The sequence below is a fragment of the Pseudomonas sp. GD03944 genome (genome assembly GCF_029839275.1).
GTDB lineage: Bacteria > Pseudomonadota > Gammaproteobacteria > Pseudomonadales > Pseudomonadaceae > Aquipseudomonas.
In genome coordinates, this window is the sequence record NZ_JAOCAH010000003.1 from 1 (window position 1) to 13,412 (window position 13,412).

Here is a 13,412-nt window from a genome sequence, read left to right on the forward strand (position 1 = left end):
CGCGTCGTGCGCGAGCGGCAGTGATCAGGGGTGGAAGGGCGCTTCTTCACGGACCTCGATGACCAGCGGCCGGTCCGCCGGGGCGCCGCGCAGCAGCTCGGCCAGGTGGGCGTGGTCGCGGGCGCGCTCGGCTGCGCAGCCAAAGCCACGGGCGATGGCCAGCAGGTCCGGGGTGTAGATGTCGACGGCGATCGGGGTGATGTCGCGGCGCTGCATGTAGCGCTTGATCTCGCCGTAACCGCTGTTGTTCCACAGCAGCACGATGATGCCGACGTTCGCCTCCACCGCACTGGCCAGCTCCGGCAGGGAGAACTGCAGGCCGCCGTCGCCCATCAGGCTGATCACCGGGCGCCCCGGTTCGGCCAGCGTGGCGCCGATCGCCGCCGGCAACCCGTAGCCCAGGGTGCCGTAACCGGTGGACGAATTGAACCAGCGCCGCGCGCCGTCCAGCTCCACCAGGTGGTTGCCGCTGTAGACGGTCTGCGTCGAGTCGCCGACGAAGCGGGCATCGGGCAGGGCGTCCAGGATCGTGTCGAACAGCTGGCGGTAGTGGGCCCAGCCGCTGAACTCTTCACCCAGGCGCGCCTGGACGGCGGCGGTTCGCTCGGCGCCAGGGCTGTTGGGGTTCAGCTCCTGGGAGCCGAACTCGGCCAGCAGCATGCGCATGGCCAGGCGGGCATCGCCCTGGATCGCCAGGTGCGGCGTGAAGTTGCGCTGCAACTGCTGGGCGTCGATGTCGATGCGGATCAGCCGCCCCGGCAGCTTGAAGTTGCCGTCGAATACCACGTCGTAATCGGTTTCTCCCAGCTCGGTGCCGATGGCCAGCACCACGTCCGCCTCCAGCGCCAGCTCGCGCACCGGCACCAGTGACTGGTTGCTGCCGAGCAGCAGCGGGTGGCCCGGTGGCAGCAGGCCCTTGGCATTGATGGTCAGGGCGGTGGGGATGTCGAGTGCGGCGGCCAGGGCGCGGGCTTCGGCCTCGGCGCTGACGCAACCGCCACCGAGCAGCAGCAGCGGTTGCCGGGCCTGTTTCAGCAGGTCGGCAGCCTGGCGGATCAGCGTGCGGTTCGGCGCCGGGCGGCGTACTTCAGGGCGAGGCGCCAGCGGCATGTGCGAGGCGTCGGCGGTGATGATGTCCAGCGGCAGTTCGATGTGCACCGGGCGCGGCCGTTCGCCCTCGAACACGGCGAAGGCGCGGGCCAGCACCTCGGGCAGTTGCTCGACGCTCATGACGGTGTGGCTGAAGGCGGTCACACCCGCGGTCATGGCCCGCTGGTTGGGCAACTCGTGCAGGTAGCCTTTGCCCAGGCCGAGGCGCTCGCGCTCGTTGACGCTGGAGATCACCAGCATCGGGATCGAGTCGGCGTAGGCCTGGCCCATGGCGGTGAGGATGTTGGTCATGCCGGGGCCGGTGATGATGAAGCACACCCCCGGCTGGCCGGTCACCCGCGCGTAGCCGTCGGCCATGAAGCCGGCGCCCTGTTCGTGGCGCGGGGTGATGTGGCGGATGCCGCTGGACGGCAGGCCGCGGTAGAGCTCGACCGTGTGCACCCCGGGGATGCCGAAGACGGTGTCGACGCCCCAGGCCTGCAGTTGTTTGACGAGGTATTCGCCGCAGGTGGTCATGATCGGTTCCTTGTGCTGGACATCGAGGTGCCGGCTCAGGGCCGGCACCGTGGGTTGAGGGTAGCGCGTCGCGTCACGCCAGGCTGGTGGCCCGCACCTGGGGCCGGGTCAGCAGGCTGCCGATGACGAAGGCCAGCAGGCCGACGGCCAGGCTGTAGTAGATCGGCGTGTTGGCCTCCAGGCCGTCGCGGAACATGAACACCAGCGCGGTGCCGCAGCCCAGGGCCATGCTGGCGACGGCGCCGGCGGTGGTGGCGCGTTTCCAGTAGATGGCGCCGAGCATCGGGATCAGGATGCCGCCGACCAGCAGGTTGTAGGCCAGGGTCAGGGCGCCGATCACGTCGTTGACCACCAGGGCGATACCGAGCACCACCAGCCCGGTGAGCAGGGTGAACAGGCGCGCCAGACCAAGGGTCGAGGCGCGGCCGCCACGCAGTTTCGGCAGCAGGTCTTCGGTGACGGTGGTCGAGGCGGCAAGCAGGCCGGCGCTGGCGGTGGACATCATGGCGGCCAGGGCGGCGGCGATCACCAGGCCGCGAATGCCGTTCGGCAGGGCGTCCTGGACCACGGCGGCAAAGGCGTTGTTGGGGTTGTCCAGCTCCGGCAGCAGCACTTTGGCACACATGCCGATCAGTGCGCCGACCAGGCCGTAGATCACGCAGTACACGCCGGCCAGGCTACCGGCCACCCGTGCCACCCCTTCGCTGCGGGCGGTGAACACCCGCTGCCAGATGTCCTGGCCGATCAGGATGCCGAAGAAGTAGATCAGGAAGTAGGTGAGGATGGTGTCGTAGCCGATGGTGGTGAAGCTGAACGCGGTGTCCGGCAGCCTGGCCACCAGTTCGTCCCAGCCGCCGACGCGATACAGGCAGATCGGCAGCAGCACCAGCATCAGGCCGATGGTCTTGATCGCGAACTGCACGATGTCGGTGAGGGTCAGCGACCACATGCCGCCGATACTCGAATACACCACCACGACGCCACCTGCGAGCAGGATGGCGACCCAGAACGGCAGGTCGAACAGCACCTGCAGCACGGTGCCGCTGGCCAGGGTGGAGACCACGGCGATCATCAGGGCGTAGGCGAACATCACCACCGCGCTGGCCTGGCGGGCCATGGGGGTGTAGCGGCGTTCGAGGATCTGGGTGACGGTGTAGATCCGCAGCTTGAGCAGCGGCTTGGCCAGGAACAGGTTGAGCACGATGATGCCGGCGCCCAGCGCGGCGCACAGCCAGAAGCCGGAAATGCCGTGCACGTACCCCAGGCGCACGGTGCCGACGGTGGCCGCGCCGCCGAGCACGGTGGCGGCCATGGTGCCCAGGTAGAAGGCCGGGCCGAGGTTGCGGCCGGCCACCAGGTAGTCTTCCTGATTGCGCGCGCGGCGCATGCCGTACCAGCCGAGCAACAGCATGGCGGCGGCGTATATGACGACAACGGAAATATCCAGGATCATCTTCTTGTTCTCATGTTGCTGGCATGGGGCGAGCGCAGTGCGCCCGCGGTTCGAAGCGTTCGGTGGGCGCGCCTCAGGGGCGCAGGCCGGAAGGACGGGGCAGGTCCGGCGGCGGGCTCACTTCGAAGTGGCAGGCGCGCAGGGGCAGGGAAAGGGTATGCATGTCACGTCTCCTGAGCCGCCCGTGGGCGGCCGTCTTGTTGTTGTTATGGCGAGCGGGTGTCAGCGGCGCTGGACACCGGGCAGTACACAGAGCATTTCGTAGAGCAGGTTGGCACCGAGCAGCGAGGTGTTGCCGGTGGTGTCGTAGGGCGGCGAGACCTCCACCAGGTCGCCGCCGATCAGGTCCAGGCCCTGGCAGCCACGGATGATCTCCATGGCCTGGATGGTGGTCAGCCCGCCGATTTCCGGGGTGCCGGTGCCGGGCGCCCAGGCCGGGTCGATGCCGTCGATGTCGAAGGACAGGTACACCGGGCCGCCACCGACCTTGTCACGCACTTCGGCCATCAGCGGCGCCAGCGACTGGTGCCAGCACTCTTCGGCCTGCACCACGCGGAAGCCCTGCTTGCGGCTCCAGTTGAAGTCCTCGGCGGTGTAGCCCTGGGCGCGCAGGCCGATCTGCACCACGCGCTGGCTGTCGAGCAGGCCTTCTTCCTGGGCGCGGCGGAAGGTGGTGCCGTGGGCGATCTTCTCGCCGAACATGTGGTCGTTGACGTCGGCGTGGGCGTCGACGTGGACCAGGCCGATCTTGCCGTACTTCTTGTGCAGGGCCCGCAGGATCGGCAGGGTGATGGTGTGGTCGCCACCCAGGGTCAGCGGCTTGATGCCGTATTCGACGATCTCGTCATAGGCCGCTTCGATGATGCGCACGGCGTCGAGCAGGTTGAAGGTGTTGATCGCCACGTCACCGATGTCGGCCACGTTGATCGAGTCGAAGGGGGCGGCGCCGGTGGCCATGTTGTAGGGGCGGATCATCACCGACTGGGCGCGGATCTCGCGGGGGCCGAAGCGGGTCCCGGAACGCAGCGAGGTGCCGATGTCCAGCGGGATGCCGACGAAGGCCGCGTCGAGCTGGCGCTTTTCCTCCGCGGACTGGATGTGCGGCAGGCGCATCATGGTGGCGATGCCACCGAAGCGGGGCATCTCGTTGCCACCCAGGGGTTGGTGCAGGGTCTTGTCCATGGGAAGGCCTCAGGCTCGTTATGGTTGTGGCCGAATTCTTGGTCAGCCACGCGTTGGGAAAAATCCGTGGGGGCAAAAAATCAGTTCAGGGATTCCTGAACTGAGCCGCAAAGCCCCGTCTTAGTGGGCTTGGCGCTAGTCCCGATAGCTCGGATCGAGGCGATCCAGCTTGCGCAACCAGGCCTGCCACAGCAGTTGTCGCTGCCATTCGGCGCCTTGCAGCTGTTCGCAGGCGTGCCGGCTGAGGTGCTCGGGAATCGGGGTTACCGGCCTGCCGCTACCGGTGGCCGCCAGCTGAATTTCGCAGGCGCGGTTCAGGTAGAACATGATGGCGAAGGCATCGGCCACGCTGGCGCCGACGCTGAGCAGGCCGTGGTGACGCAGGATCAGGGCGATGTGGTCGCCCAGCGACGCCTGGATGCGCCGGCGTTCGTCCAGGTCCAGGGCCACGCCCTCGTAGGCGTGGTAGCCGACCCGCTGGTGGAATTCGGTGCTGATCTGGTTGAGTTGCAGCAGGCCGTCGTCCTGGGCGGCCACCGCCATGCCGGCCAGGGTGTGGGTGTGGATCACGCAGTGGGCGTCGTCGCGGGCCATGTGCACCGCGCTGTGGATGGTGAACCCGGCGACGTTGTAGTCGGCCCGGCCTTCCACCACCTTACCGTGCATGTCGACCACGATCAGGTCGCTGGCGCGGATTTCCTCGAAGAACAGGCCGAACGGGTTGATCAGAAAGCGCGGCTCGTCCCCCGGCAGGCGCACGGAGAAGTGGGTGTAGAGGGTGTCGTCCCAGCCGAACAGGGCAGCCAGGCGGTAGGCCGCGGCGAGGTCGCGGCGCAGGGTGTCGAGGTCATTCATGCCGGGGTCTCCAGGCCGATGAAGCGGCGCACGCGCTCGTGTTCGCCGTGGCGAATGGCGTCGGGCGCGGCATCCAGTTGCACGTGGCCGTCTTCCATGAACAGCACGCGGTCGGAGATGGACATGGCGAAGTCCATCTCGTGGGTGACGATCAGCAGGGTCATGCCCTCGCGGGCCAGGGCGCGGATCACCGCCAGCACGTCGCCGACCAGCTCGGGGTCGAGGGCCGAGGTGGGTTCGTCGAACAGCATGATGTCCGGCTTCATCGCCAGGGCGCGGGCGATGGCCACGCGCTGTTGCTGGCCGCCGGAGAGCTGGTGCGGGTACTTGTCGGCGTGGGCCAGCAGGCCGACCTTGTCGAGCAGGGCCAGGGCCTCGGCGCGCAGCGTCTCGCGGCTGTCCAGGCGGTGATAGCGCGGCGCCAGCTGGACGTTGTCGAGGATGGTGCGGTGCGGGAACAGGTTGAAGTTCTGGAACACCATGCCGATGCGCCGTACGCCGTCGCGCTGGCGACGGTTGTCCGGGCGGTCGCCGGCCTGGATGAAGTGTTCGCCGAACAGCACGATCTCGCCCTGGTCGATGCGCTCCAGGCCGTTGATGGTGCGGATCAGCGAGGTTTTGCCGGAGCCGGAGGGGCCAATGATCGACACCACTTCGCCGGGCTTCACGGTGAGGTCGATGCCCTTGAGCACGTGGTGGTTGCCGTAGTGCTTGTGCAGGTTGCTCAGGCGCAGCGCATCCGGCGTGCCGGGGGCCTGCACCGACGCGGCGCGGTTGGCCAGGGTCGGCAGGGTGGTGCGCAGCGCGGCGACTGCGGGGTCGTCCAGGGTGTCCGGCTTGCGCCGGCTCAGGTCGAGGTGGCGTTCCAGGTACTGCAGGCCCCAGCCAAACAGGGTGACGATCAGCACGTAGTACACCGCCACGGCGCCAAGGGTTTCCAGCACCAGGAAGTTCTGCGCATAGAGGCGCTGGCCGACCAGCAGCAGTTCGGTCAGCGAGATCACCGAGACCAGCGAGGTCAGCTTGACGATGGTCACGTATTCGTTGGTCAGGGTCGGCAGGGCGATGCGAAAGGCTTGTGGCACCACGATCAGGCGCTGTGTGCCGAGGCTGCTGATGCCCAGCGCCCGGGCGGCTTCACGCTGCCCCTTGGCCACGGACAGCAGGCCGCCGCGGTGAATCTCGGCCATGTACGCCGCTTCGGTCAATACCAGGGCGATCAGGCCGGCGTAGAACGGCTGCGACAGCAGGCCGCCGCTGCCCGGCAGCAGTTGCGGCAGGTTGTAGACGAAGATCAGCAGCACCAGCAGCGGCACGCTGCGGAAGAACCACACGTAGGTCGAGGCCGGCAGGCGCAGCCAGCGGCTGTCGGCCTGTTTGGCGCTGGCCAGGCCGAAGCCCAGCACCAGGCCGATCAGCCAGGCCAGGGCGCTGAGCTTGACCACCGTCCAGCAGGCCAGCCAGAAGGCCGGCATGGAGAACAGGGAGAAGAAATAGCTCCATTCGAATTGCATGCAGTGCACCCGCGGCTCAAACCGAAAAAAGGGTTAGCGGCCGGATCAGGTGCCGGCCGCCAGTGTGTTGCCTGGGAGATGTGGGAGGGGCTTCAGCCGCGACTGAGCACTGCTGAAGCCTCTCCCACAGGTCCAGCTCAGGCCTCTTCCAGGTTGTATTTCTTCAGCAGCTCGGCGTAGTCGCCGCTGGCCTTGAATTCGTCCAGGGCGGTTTTCAGCGAGTCGAGCAGCGGGGCGTTGCCTTTCTTCACGTAGATGCCCAGCACCTGCGGGTAGATGGCGTTCTTCGAACTGATGGCGATGCGGCCCCGGGCCTTGTCGACGATCAGCAGCGAGGCGGCGTCGATTTCCAGGTGCGCCTGGATATGGCCGGAGAGCAGGGCTTGCGAGGTTTCCGAGGTGGTCGGGTACTGGTTGATGGTGATGGTGCCAGCGCCCTGTTCCTTGCAGTAGCCGTCGGAGACTTTTTGCAGGGCCGGAATCCACGAGGTGCCCTGCTGCAGGCCGACGGTCAGGCCGCACAGCTCTTCTGGGGTGGCGGGTTTCTTCTCGGCGTTGCTGCGCACCATGATCGCCGCGCCGGTCTTGGCGTAGGGGATGGCGTCGGCCTGTTCCAGGCGCTCCGGCAGGATGTACATGCCGGAGATGATGGCGTCGAAGCGCCCGGCGTTGAGACCCAGGATCAGGTTGGGAAAGCGCGTGTCATCGAAGCTGGCGCTGAGGCCCAGGCGCTTGGCCAGTTCGGTGGAGACTTCGGGGTCGAAGCCCATCACCTTGTCGCCTTCGTAGTACTCGAACGGCGGGTAGGAGATTTCCATACCCACCTTCAGCTCGCCGCTGGCGATGGTCTTCGGGGCGTCGGCGGCCTGGGCGGCGCCGAACTGGAACAGGCCGGCCAGTACGCAGCTGGCCAGGGTGGTGCTGCGGATCGAGGTGCGGATTGCCATTGTCGTTATCTCCGGATCAGGGTGTTGTGTTGGCAGGTGGAAATCACAGGGCGTCGGGCTGGTGCTTCAGGTGGCCGAAGCTGGAGGGCCGACGCGCGCGTTCGGGCAACTGCAGGTGCCCGTCCTCGACGCGCTTCTTCAGGTATTGGTAGGTCTGCAAGGCCTGGCTCCACATGTGCTCGCCGATGCTGATGGCCTCGTAGGGCTGGCCTTCGGCTTCGAACTGCGGCAGCGGGCGGATCTGCGTGTGGTAGTCGCAGGCATAGAAGAACGGGAAGGAGTAACGCTCCTCGCTGACCTTGCGCACGCGGTGTGAGGTGGCGACGAAGGTGCCGGCGCTCATCACTTCGAGCATGTCGCCGATGTTGACGACGAAGGCGCCGTCGCGCGGCGGCGCATCGATCCACTGGCCGAGGTCGTTCATCACCTCCAGGCCCGGGCGGTCGGCGAGCAGGATGGTGAAGCACTCGTAGTCGGTGTGGGCGCCGATGCCGGGGGCGTCGTGGGCATCGCCGTCGTAGGGGTAGTGGATCAGGCGCAGCTTGGACGGCGGGAAGTTGGCCATGTCGTCGAAGGTGTGTTCGGGCAGGTCGAGGGCCAGGGCAAAGCCACGGAACAGCACCCGGCCGAGCTGGAATATCTGCGCGTAGTAGGCCTGCACGGCTTCCTTGAAGTCCGGCACGCTCGGCCAGTGGTTCGGCCCCAGCAGCGGGGTGCCGGCCAGGAACAGCGGGTTGTCGGCGGGGACCTCGAAGCCGATGTCGAAGGCTTCCTTGTGGTCCGGCTTGCCCAGGGAGTAACGCTCCTCGCCTTCGGGCACGAAGCCCTTGTGGCTTTCCGACGTGCCGATGTAGTGCTGCATCTTGGCGTCCAGCGGCTGGGCGAAGTAGCGCTCGGCCGCCCGGTGCAGACCATCGATCAGCGCCGGGTCGATGCCGTGGCCGCTGATATAGAGGAAACCGACCTCGCGGGCGGCGCGGCCCAGGGCGTCGGCCACGGCCTGGCGATCGGCGAGGTCGTCGCTGAACAGGCCGGCGATATCGACCACGGGGATTTCGGTGAAATGCTTGGCGGTGTGGGTCATCACGGGTTCTCAGCGGCTGGTGAAACGATGGAAGTGCTGGCGCTCGTTGCGCGCCATCCACTGGTTCAGCTGCCACAGGTCGGCGACTGGCACGTCGGTGAAGGGCAGGTGGTGCAGGTAACCGTCTGGGCCGAATTCGGGGGTCATGCTGGTGACGGCTTGGCCCCGGCGCTGCTGGCTGGTCCAGATGGTTTCCCAGTGGCGCTGGTGAAAGGCCAGGGTGTCGGCGTATTCCGGCGCGCCGGGGTGGGGCACCTGCGGGCCCTGGTCGTAGCCGACCCGGGCCTGGATATGGTCGACCCGCTCGGTGAAGGGGGTCAGGTCATCGATGGCGTCGTCCAGCAGGCGCTCGCAGGTCACCACCCAGTGGCTGATGTCGCTGGTGAAGCGCAGCTCAGGCACCTGGCGGATCAGGTCGAGGGTCACCCAGGGGCTGTAGAGGGAACGCCCCCGGTGGATCTCGAAGCAGCAGTGCAGGCCGCTGCGCTGGCCCAGTTCGGCGGCGCGACCGAAGAAGTCGACCTGTTCTGCCAGGGACCAGCGGTCGTTGCCAGCCAGGATATTGACCAGGCGCGGCGACAGTTCCGCCGCCCAACCGAGCTTGTCGGCGAGGTCCTGCAGGTGCACCTTGGGTGAGTCGCTCTGGCGCGGCAGCACCGGGGTGGAGGTGAACAGGGTGGCGATATAGGGGATGTGCTGCTCGCGCAGCAGGCGGGCGTTGCTGCTGCGCTGCACGGCGGTTTCGGGAACGCGGGCTTCGAGGCCGTCGAAACCGGCACCGAGCAATTCGTCGAGTGCCTGTTGCCAACTGCCGCGATACCCCCAGAGGGTGCGGAAGAGTTCCAGTCGCATGGCCATCTCCTGAGAGGGCGAGGGTCTGCGGCAGCTTGGCAAGGGGCGCGGCATGGCGCCCGGTGGTATCCGGCTGGAGCCGGTACCTCGTTATGGCCTCATTCTTGGCCGGTTGGCGTGCGGGATAAATCCTCTTCAACAAATTCTTAGTTCAGTAAATCCTGAACTAAAGGGGCGGAGCAGGGTGCCGCCGTTGCGACAGCAGCGCTACACTGGCTTCCCGTTCTCGCTGTGCGGCCCGCCATGTCCTTTACCTTGCCCGACCTGAAACTGCTGCGCATCTTCGCCGCCATCGTCCGCCATCAGGGCTTTGCCGCCGCGCAGCAGGAACTGAACCTGTCCACCTCGGCGATCAGCACCTACATGAGCCAGCTGGAAAGCCAGCTCGGCATCGTCCTGTGCCACCGCGGGCGGGGCGGCTTCAGCCTGACCAGCAAGGGCGAACTGTTCCACCAGGAAACCCTGCGCCTGCTCGGCGAACTGGAAGGCTTCGAGCGCTACTCGGCGGCGCTCAAGGGCGAGTTGCGTGGCACCCTGAATCTGGGGGTGCTGGACTCCACCGTCAGCGACCCGGCCTTGCCACTGGCCGAGGTGATCGGTGCCTACAGCCAGGAATACCCCGGCGTGCACCTGCACCTGTCGGTGATGAGCCCCTACGAATTGCAGTTGGCGGTGATGGACAATCGCCTGGAGCTGGCCATCGGCGCCTTCTCCACGCGGATGAACGGCCTGATCTACCAGCCGCTGTACCGCGAGCAGCACTGGCTGTATTGCAGTGAGCGCCACCCGCTGTTCGAGCAGCGGCGCATCCCCATCGAGCTGATCACCCAGCAGCGCATGGTCGGCCGTGGCTACTGGAGCCAGGCGGAGCTGGCCCGCCATGGTTTCAAGCACAGCGCGGCGACGGTGGAGTCCATGGAGGCGCAACTGATCCTGGTGCTGTCCGGCGCCTACATCGGCTACCTGCCCGAGCACTACGCCCAGCATTGGGTCGAGTCGGGGAAACTGCGGGTGCTGTCCCCGGCGACCTTCGGCTACCAGGCGCCGTTTTCCCTGATCCTGCGCCGCGGGCGGTCGCGCGAACCGCTGATCCAGACCTTCCGCGACCTGCTCAAGACCCAGCTCAACCAGGCCTGAGCCGGTTCGCTGTCAGCCCTGCTTCGGCGCGGCAGGCACCGCCGCCGGCAATGCCGGCGTGCGCACCACCAGCCACAGGGCGATGGCGATCAGCACGCCGCCGTACAGGTAGCTCCAGGACAGCGGCTCGTCCAGCAGCAGGGCGCCCCACAGCACCCCGAACGGGGGGATCAGGAAGGTGGTGGTCGAGGCCTTGATCGGGCCGACGTCGCTCAGCAGGCGGAAGTACAGGACGTAGGCGAACGCGGTGCAGACGAAGCCCAGGCCCGCCAGCGACAGCCAGACCTCCAGGCCACCCCAACTGGCCGGTGGTTGCACGATCAATGAACCACCGAACAGCGGCAGTATGAACAGACTGGCGCCGCACAGGCTGGCGAACGCCGTGAGCCGGTTGTCCAGGCCGCCTTGCTGGCCGATCCAGCGTCGGGTCAGGAAGCCGGCGAAGCCGTAGCAGGCGGTCGCCACCAGGCAGGCGCCAGCGCCGAGCAGCAGCGACAGGTCGAAGTCCACCGGGCCGGTCTGGGTCAGTACGCCCACGCCGAACAACCCCAGTGCCACGCCTGCCGCCTTGCTGGGCGTGATCGCTTCAGAGAAGAACAGCATGCCGATCAGCACGCCCATCATGGGGGTGGTGGCGTTGAGGATTGCCGAGTAACCGGCCGGCAGCACCAGCGCCGCCAGGCAGTACATTACCGACGGCAGGCCGGCGTTGATCACCCCGAGCACCAGGCAATGCCTGAGCTTGCCGCGAAAATCCCAGCTCACCCGCATCAGCAGCAACACCGCCAGCAGGCCGAGCATGCCCAGGCTGGCGCGGAAGAACGCGGTCGGCACGCTGCCCAGCACCGGCGCTACGATGCGCATGAACAGAAAGCTCGCGCCCCAGATGGCGGCCAGGGAAAGCAGGCGCAACAGATCGACAAGACGCACAGTGACCTCCTCGTGGGGTACAGAGGCATGCAGTGTTGCCGGGCGAAGACGCCAAGGCAATCCGGATTCGGCTTTTAAATCGAGGGGCCCAGGATTTCGCAACACCTAACGCCTCCCTGTGAAGCAGGAGGCTACGGTGGCGTTGCCTGGGAGAGGGCGTTCCATGTGATGAGAAGGGCCCGCCCGGCAGTTGTCGGGCGGGCTTTAAGATCAGAAGTAATAGCCGATGTTGATGTTGGTCCGGTGGTACCAGTCGTTGCTGCCAACCGAGCTGGTGCTGCTCCACCCGGTGCCGTTCTCGGCACCGCCAAACGGATTGGCGTTGCGTGCCCAGGTGAAATCGATCCAGGCCATGATCGGCATGGCCAGGAACTGCGCGCCAACGGTGAACATCTGCGAATCGTCCCAGCCGTTCTTGTCTTTCATCATCCGGCTGTAGTCCGTGTACAGCTTGATCTTCTTCAGTTGGCCCAGGTTCGGGGTGAATACGTCGTAGCCAAGGCTGACGGTGGCAATGGTTGCCTTCGAGGCGATCAGGAAGGCCGGCGTCAGGCCGTTACCGCCCATCAGCACCGAGTCTTCGCTGACGCCTGCGGGGTTCTTTGGATCGTATTCATATCGAATCGCCTGGCTGGTCAGGGTCCATGGCCCGCGATTGAGGATGGCGTGCACGCCGCCGGCCCAGTAGCTGCCATTGTCATCGGTGGTGGCGTTGTACAGCTGGGCAGCGGCCAGCGAGGCGCCGATTTCGGTCTTCCAGTCTTCGCCGCTGAACGTCCGGGCGAGCCGGCCATTGAGCTGATTACGCTTTTCGTTGTCCTGGCGCGAATGGGCAACGGGCACGGCATTGTCCGCGAGATCGGCATAGCGGCCGACTTCGGGGGAGTAGCGCAGGCTGGACGGCATCATGCGAGGGAAATAGCCCAGTTGCAGGTTCCAGTTAGGGTCCTTGTAGCTGTACTTGAGGCCTGCGCCGGCGCTGGAGGCGTAGCCCATGAAGAACGGGATGTGGTAGGTCCAGCCGAATTGCGGGTAGGGCTCCAGGCCGAACGGTTTGAAGGGCGCACCCAGTTGCAGATTGGCCTGAGGGGTGAAGCGATAGCCGATGTAGCCGCGGTCGATGGAGCGTTTGCCGTCGTCCTGGAACCAGTAGCCAATATCGCTGAACAGTTGCTGGTGGCTGGCTTGCACGTCGAGGCGAAAGGTATCGAACAGGAAGCGGCCGTTGTTTTCGGTGGTCTCCCAGTGCTCGTTGCGGTAGTTGGTGCGCAGGGTTCCGCCTATGTCCAGGGTGCTCTGACCATCGTCGCTGTGCCAGGTCATGTGCGGGAAGGGTTTCTTTGCCGCCGGCGGTTTGTCGGAGACGGGTTCGGTTGCCAGGCAGGCGGTACTGCTGAACAGCAAACCGAGGCTCAATACATAGTTGTTCATATTAATGCCCTTCAGGTTGAGCACTTTCCTGCGACAACACGCTCCCCTCGCCTGAACAATGGCGTGATAAAAATCGAGATGTGTCGAATAAAGTGCAGCGTATGGATCGGTTTTTTTATTGTTTTACAGATGAAAACTTTTAAAGGTTGAGGCAGAGGGGAAAGAGCAGAAACTGTGCCAGCCGAGAGGGTTCTTCTGTCGAGATAAATTTCATTTAAAACAATTATTTATATTTGAACGAGCAGCTCTGTGCCGTATCTGGAACGGCGCGGAATATAAGTAACAGCCGCGTGGGGAAACGGTGGCGCCAATACGCAAGGTGATGCGGATCGGTACGTTCGTTGTTTGGTAAGTGGAATCTTTGCCGCATTGTTTTACGCAAAAAAAAACCGACCCTGATG

The 13,412-nt window shown here is 65.7% G+C and carries 11 protein-coding genes; 1 reads left to right on the plus strand and 10 read right to left on the minus strand.

The genetic code is table 11. The features are described from left to right. Positions 1 to 24: 24 nt before the first annotated feature. The 8 genes from N5C28_RS06035 to N5C28_RS06070 form a co-directional block, all read right to left on the minus strand. On the minus strand, positions 25 to 1,626 hold the full coding sequence (locus N5C28_RS06035; RefSeq protein ID WP_279821080.1) for a 5-guanidino-2-oxopentanoate decarboxylase: 1,602 nt from the start codon (positions 1,624 to 1,626) through the stop codon (positions 25 to 27). A gap of 73 nt (positions 1,627 to 1,699) precedes the next feature. Next, positions 1,700 to 3,079 (minus strand): sodium:solute symporter, encoded by a 1,380-nt coding sequence (locus tag N5C28_RS06040; RefSeq protein ID WP_279821081.1) that lies wholly within the window; start codon positions 3,077 to 3,079, stop codon positions 1,700 to 1,702. Positions 3,080 to 3,301: 222 nt separating this feature from the next. Continuing rightward, entirely contained in the window at positions 3,302 to 4,261 is a 960-nt protein-coding gene (speB, locus tag N5C28_RS06045) for an agmatinase (protein ID WP_279821082.1), read from the minus strand. A 135-nt stretch (positions 4,262 to 4,396) separates the two neighbouring features. Next, complete coding sequence (locus tag N5C28_RS06050; RefSeq protein ID WP_279821083.1) at positions 4,397 to 5,116, minus strand: class II aldolase/adducin family protein; 720 nt, start codon at positions 5,114 to 5,116, stop codon at positions 4,397 to 4,399. After that, entirely contained in the window at positions 5,113 to 6,630 is a 1,518-nt protein-coding gene (locus N5C28_RS06055) for an amino acid ABC transporter permease/ATP-binding protein (RefSeq protein ID WP_279821084.1), read from the minus strand. The genes N5C28_RS06050 and N5C28_RS06055 overlap by 4 nt, the downstream gene beginning before the upstream one ends. A 137-nt stretch (positions 6,631 to 6,767) precedes the next feature. Beyond that, a complete protein-coding gene (locus N5C28_RS06060; RefSeq protein WP_279821085.1) occupies positions 6,768 to 7,577 on the minus strand; it encodes an ABC transporter substrate-binding protein in 810 nt (269 codons plus the stop codon). 43 nt (positions 7,578 to 7,620) lie between these two features. Beyond that, positions 7,621 to 8,661 (minus strand): 2-oxoglutarate and iron-dependent oxygenase domain-containing protein, encoded by a 1,041-nt coding sequence (locus tag N5C28_RS06065; RefSeq protein WP_279821086.1) that lies wholly within the window; start codon positions 8,659 to 8,661, stop codon positions 7,621 to 7,623. Between the two features lie 9 nt (positions 8,662 to 8,670). Further along, on the minus strand, positions 8,671 to 9,513 hold the full coding sequence (locus tag N5C28_RS06070) for a sugar phosphate isomerase/epimerase (RefSeq protein WP_279821087.1): 843 nt from the start codon (positions 9,511 to 9,513) through the stop codon (positions 8,671 to 8,673). Between the two features lie 243 nt (positions 9,514 to 9,756). Between N5C28_RS06070 and N5C28_RS06075 the strand changes: the two genes are divergently transcribed. Next, entirely contained in the window at positions 9,757 to 10,650 is an 894-nt protein-coding gene (locus tag N5C28_RS06075) for a LysR family transcriptional regulator (protein WP_279821088.1), read from the plus strand. Positions 10,651 to 10,662: 12 nt separating this feature from the next. On the opposite strand, the gene N5C28_RS06080 is transcribed toward N5C28_RS06075, so the two are convergent. Next, positions 10,663 to 11,580, minus strand: coding sequence for a DMT family transporter (locus N5C28_RS06080; protein WP_279821089.1), 918 nt, complete (start codon positions 11,578 to 11,580; stop codon positions 10,663 to 10,665). A 210-nt stretch (positions 11,581 to 11,790) separates the two neighbouring features. Continuing rightward, positions 11,791 to 13,011, minus strand: coding sequence for a hypothetical protein (locus N5C28_RS06085; RefSeq protein ID WP_279821090.1), 1,221 nt, complete (start codon positions 13,009 to 13,011; stop codon positions 11,791 to 11,793). Positions 13,012 to 13,412: the final 401 nt, after the last annotated feature.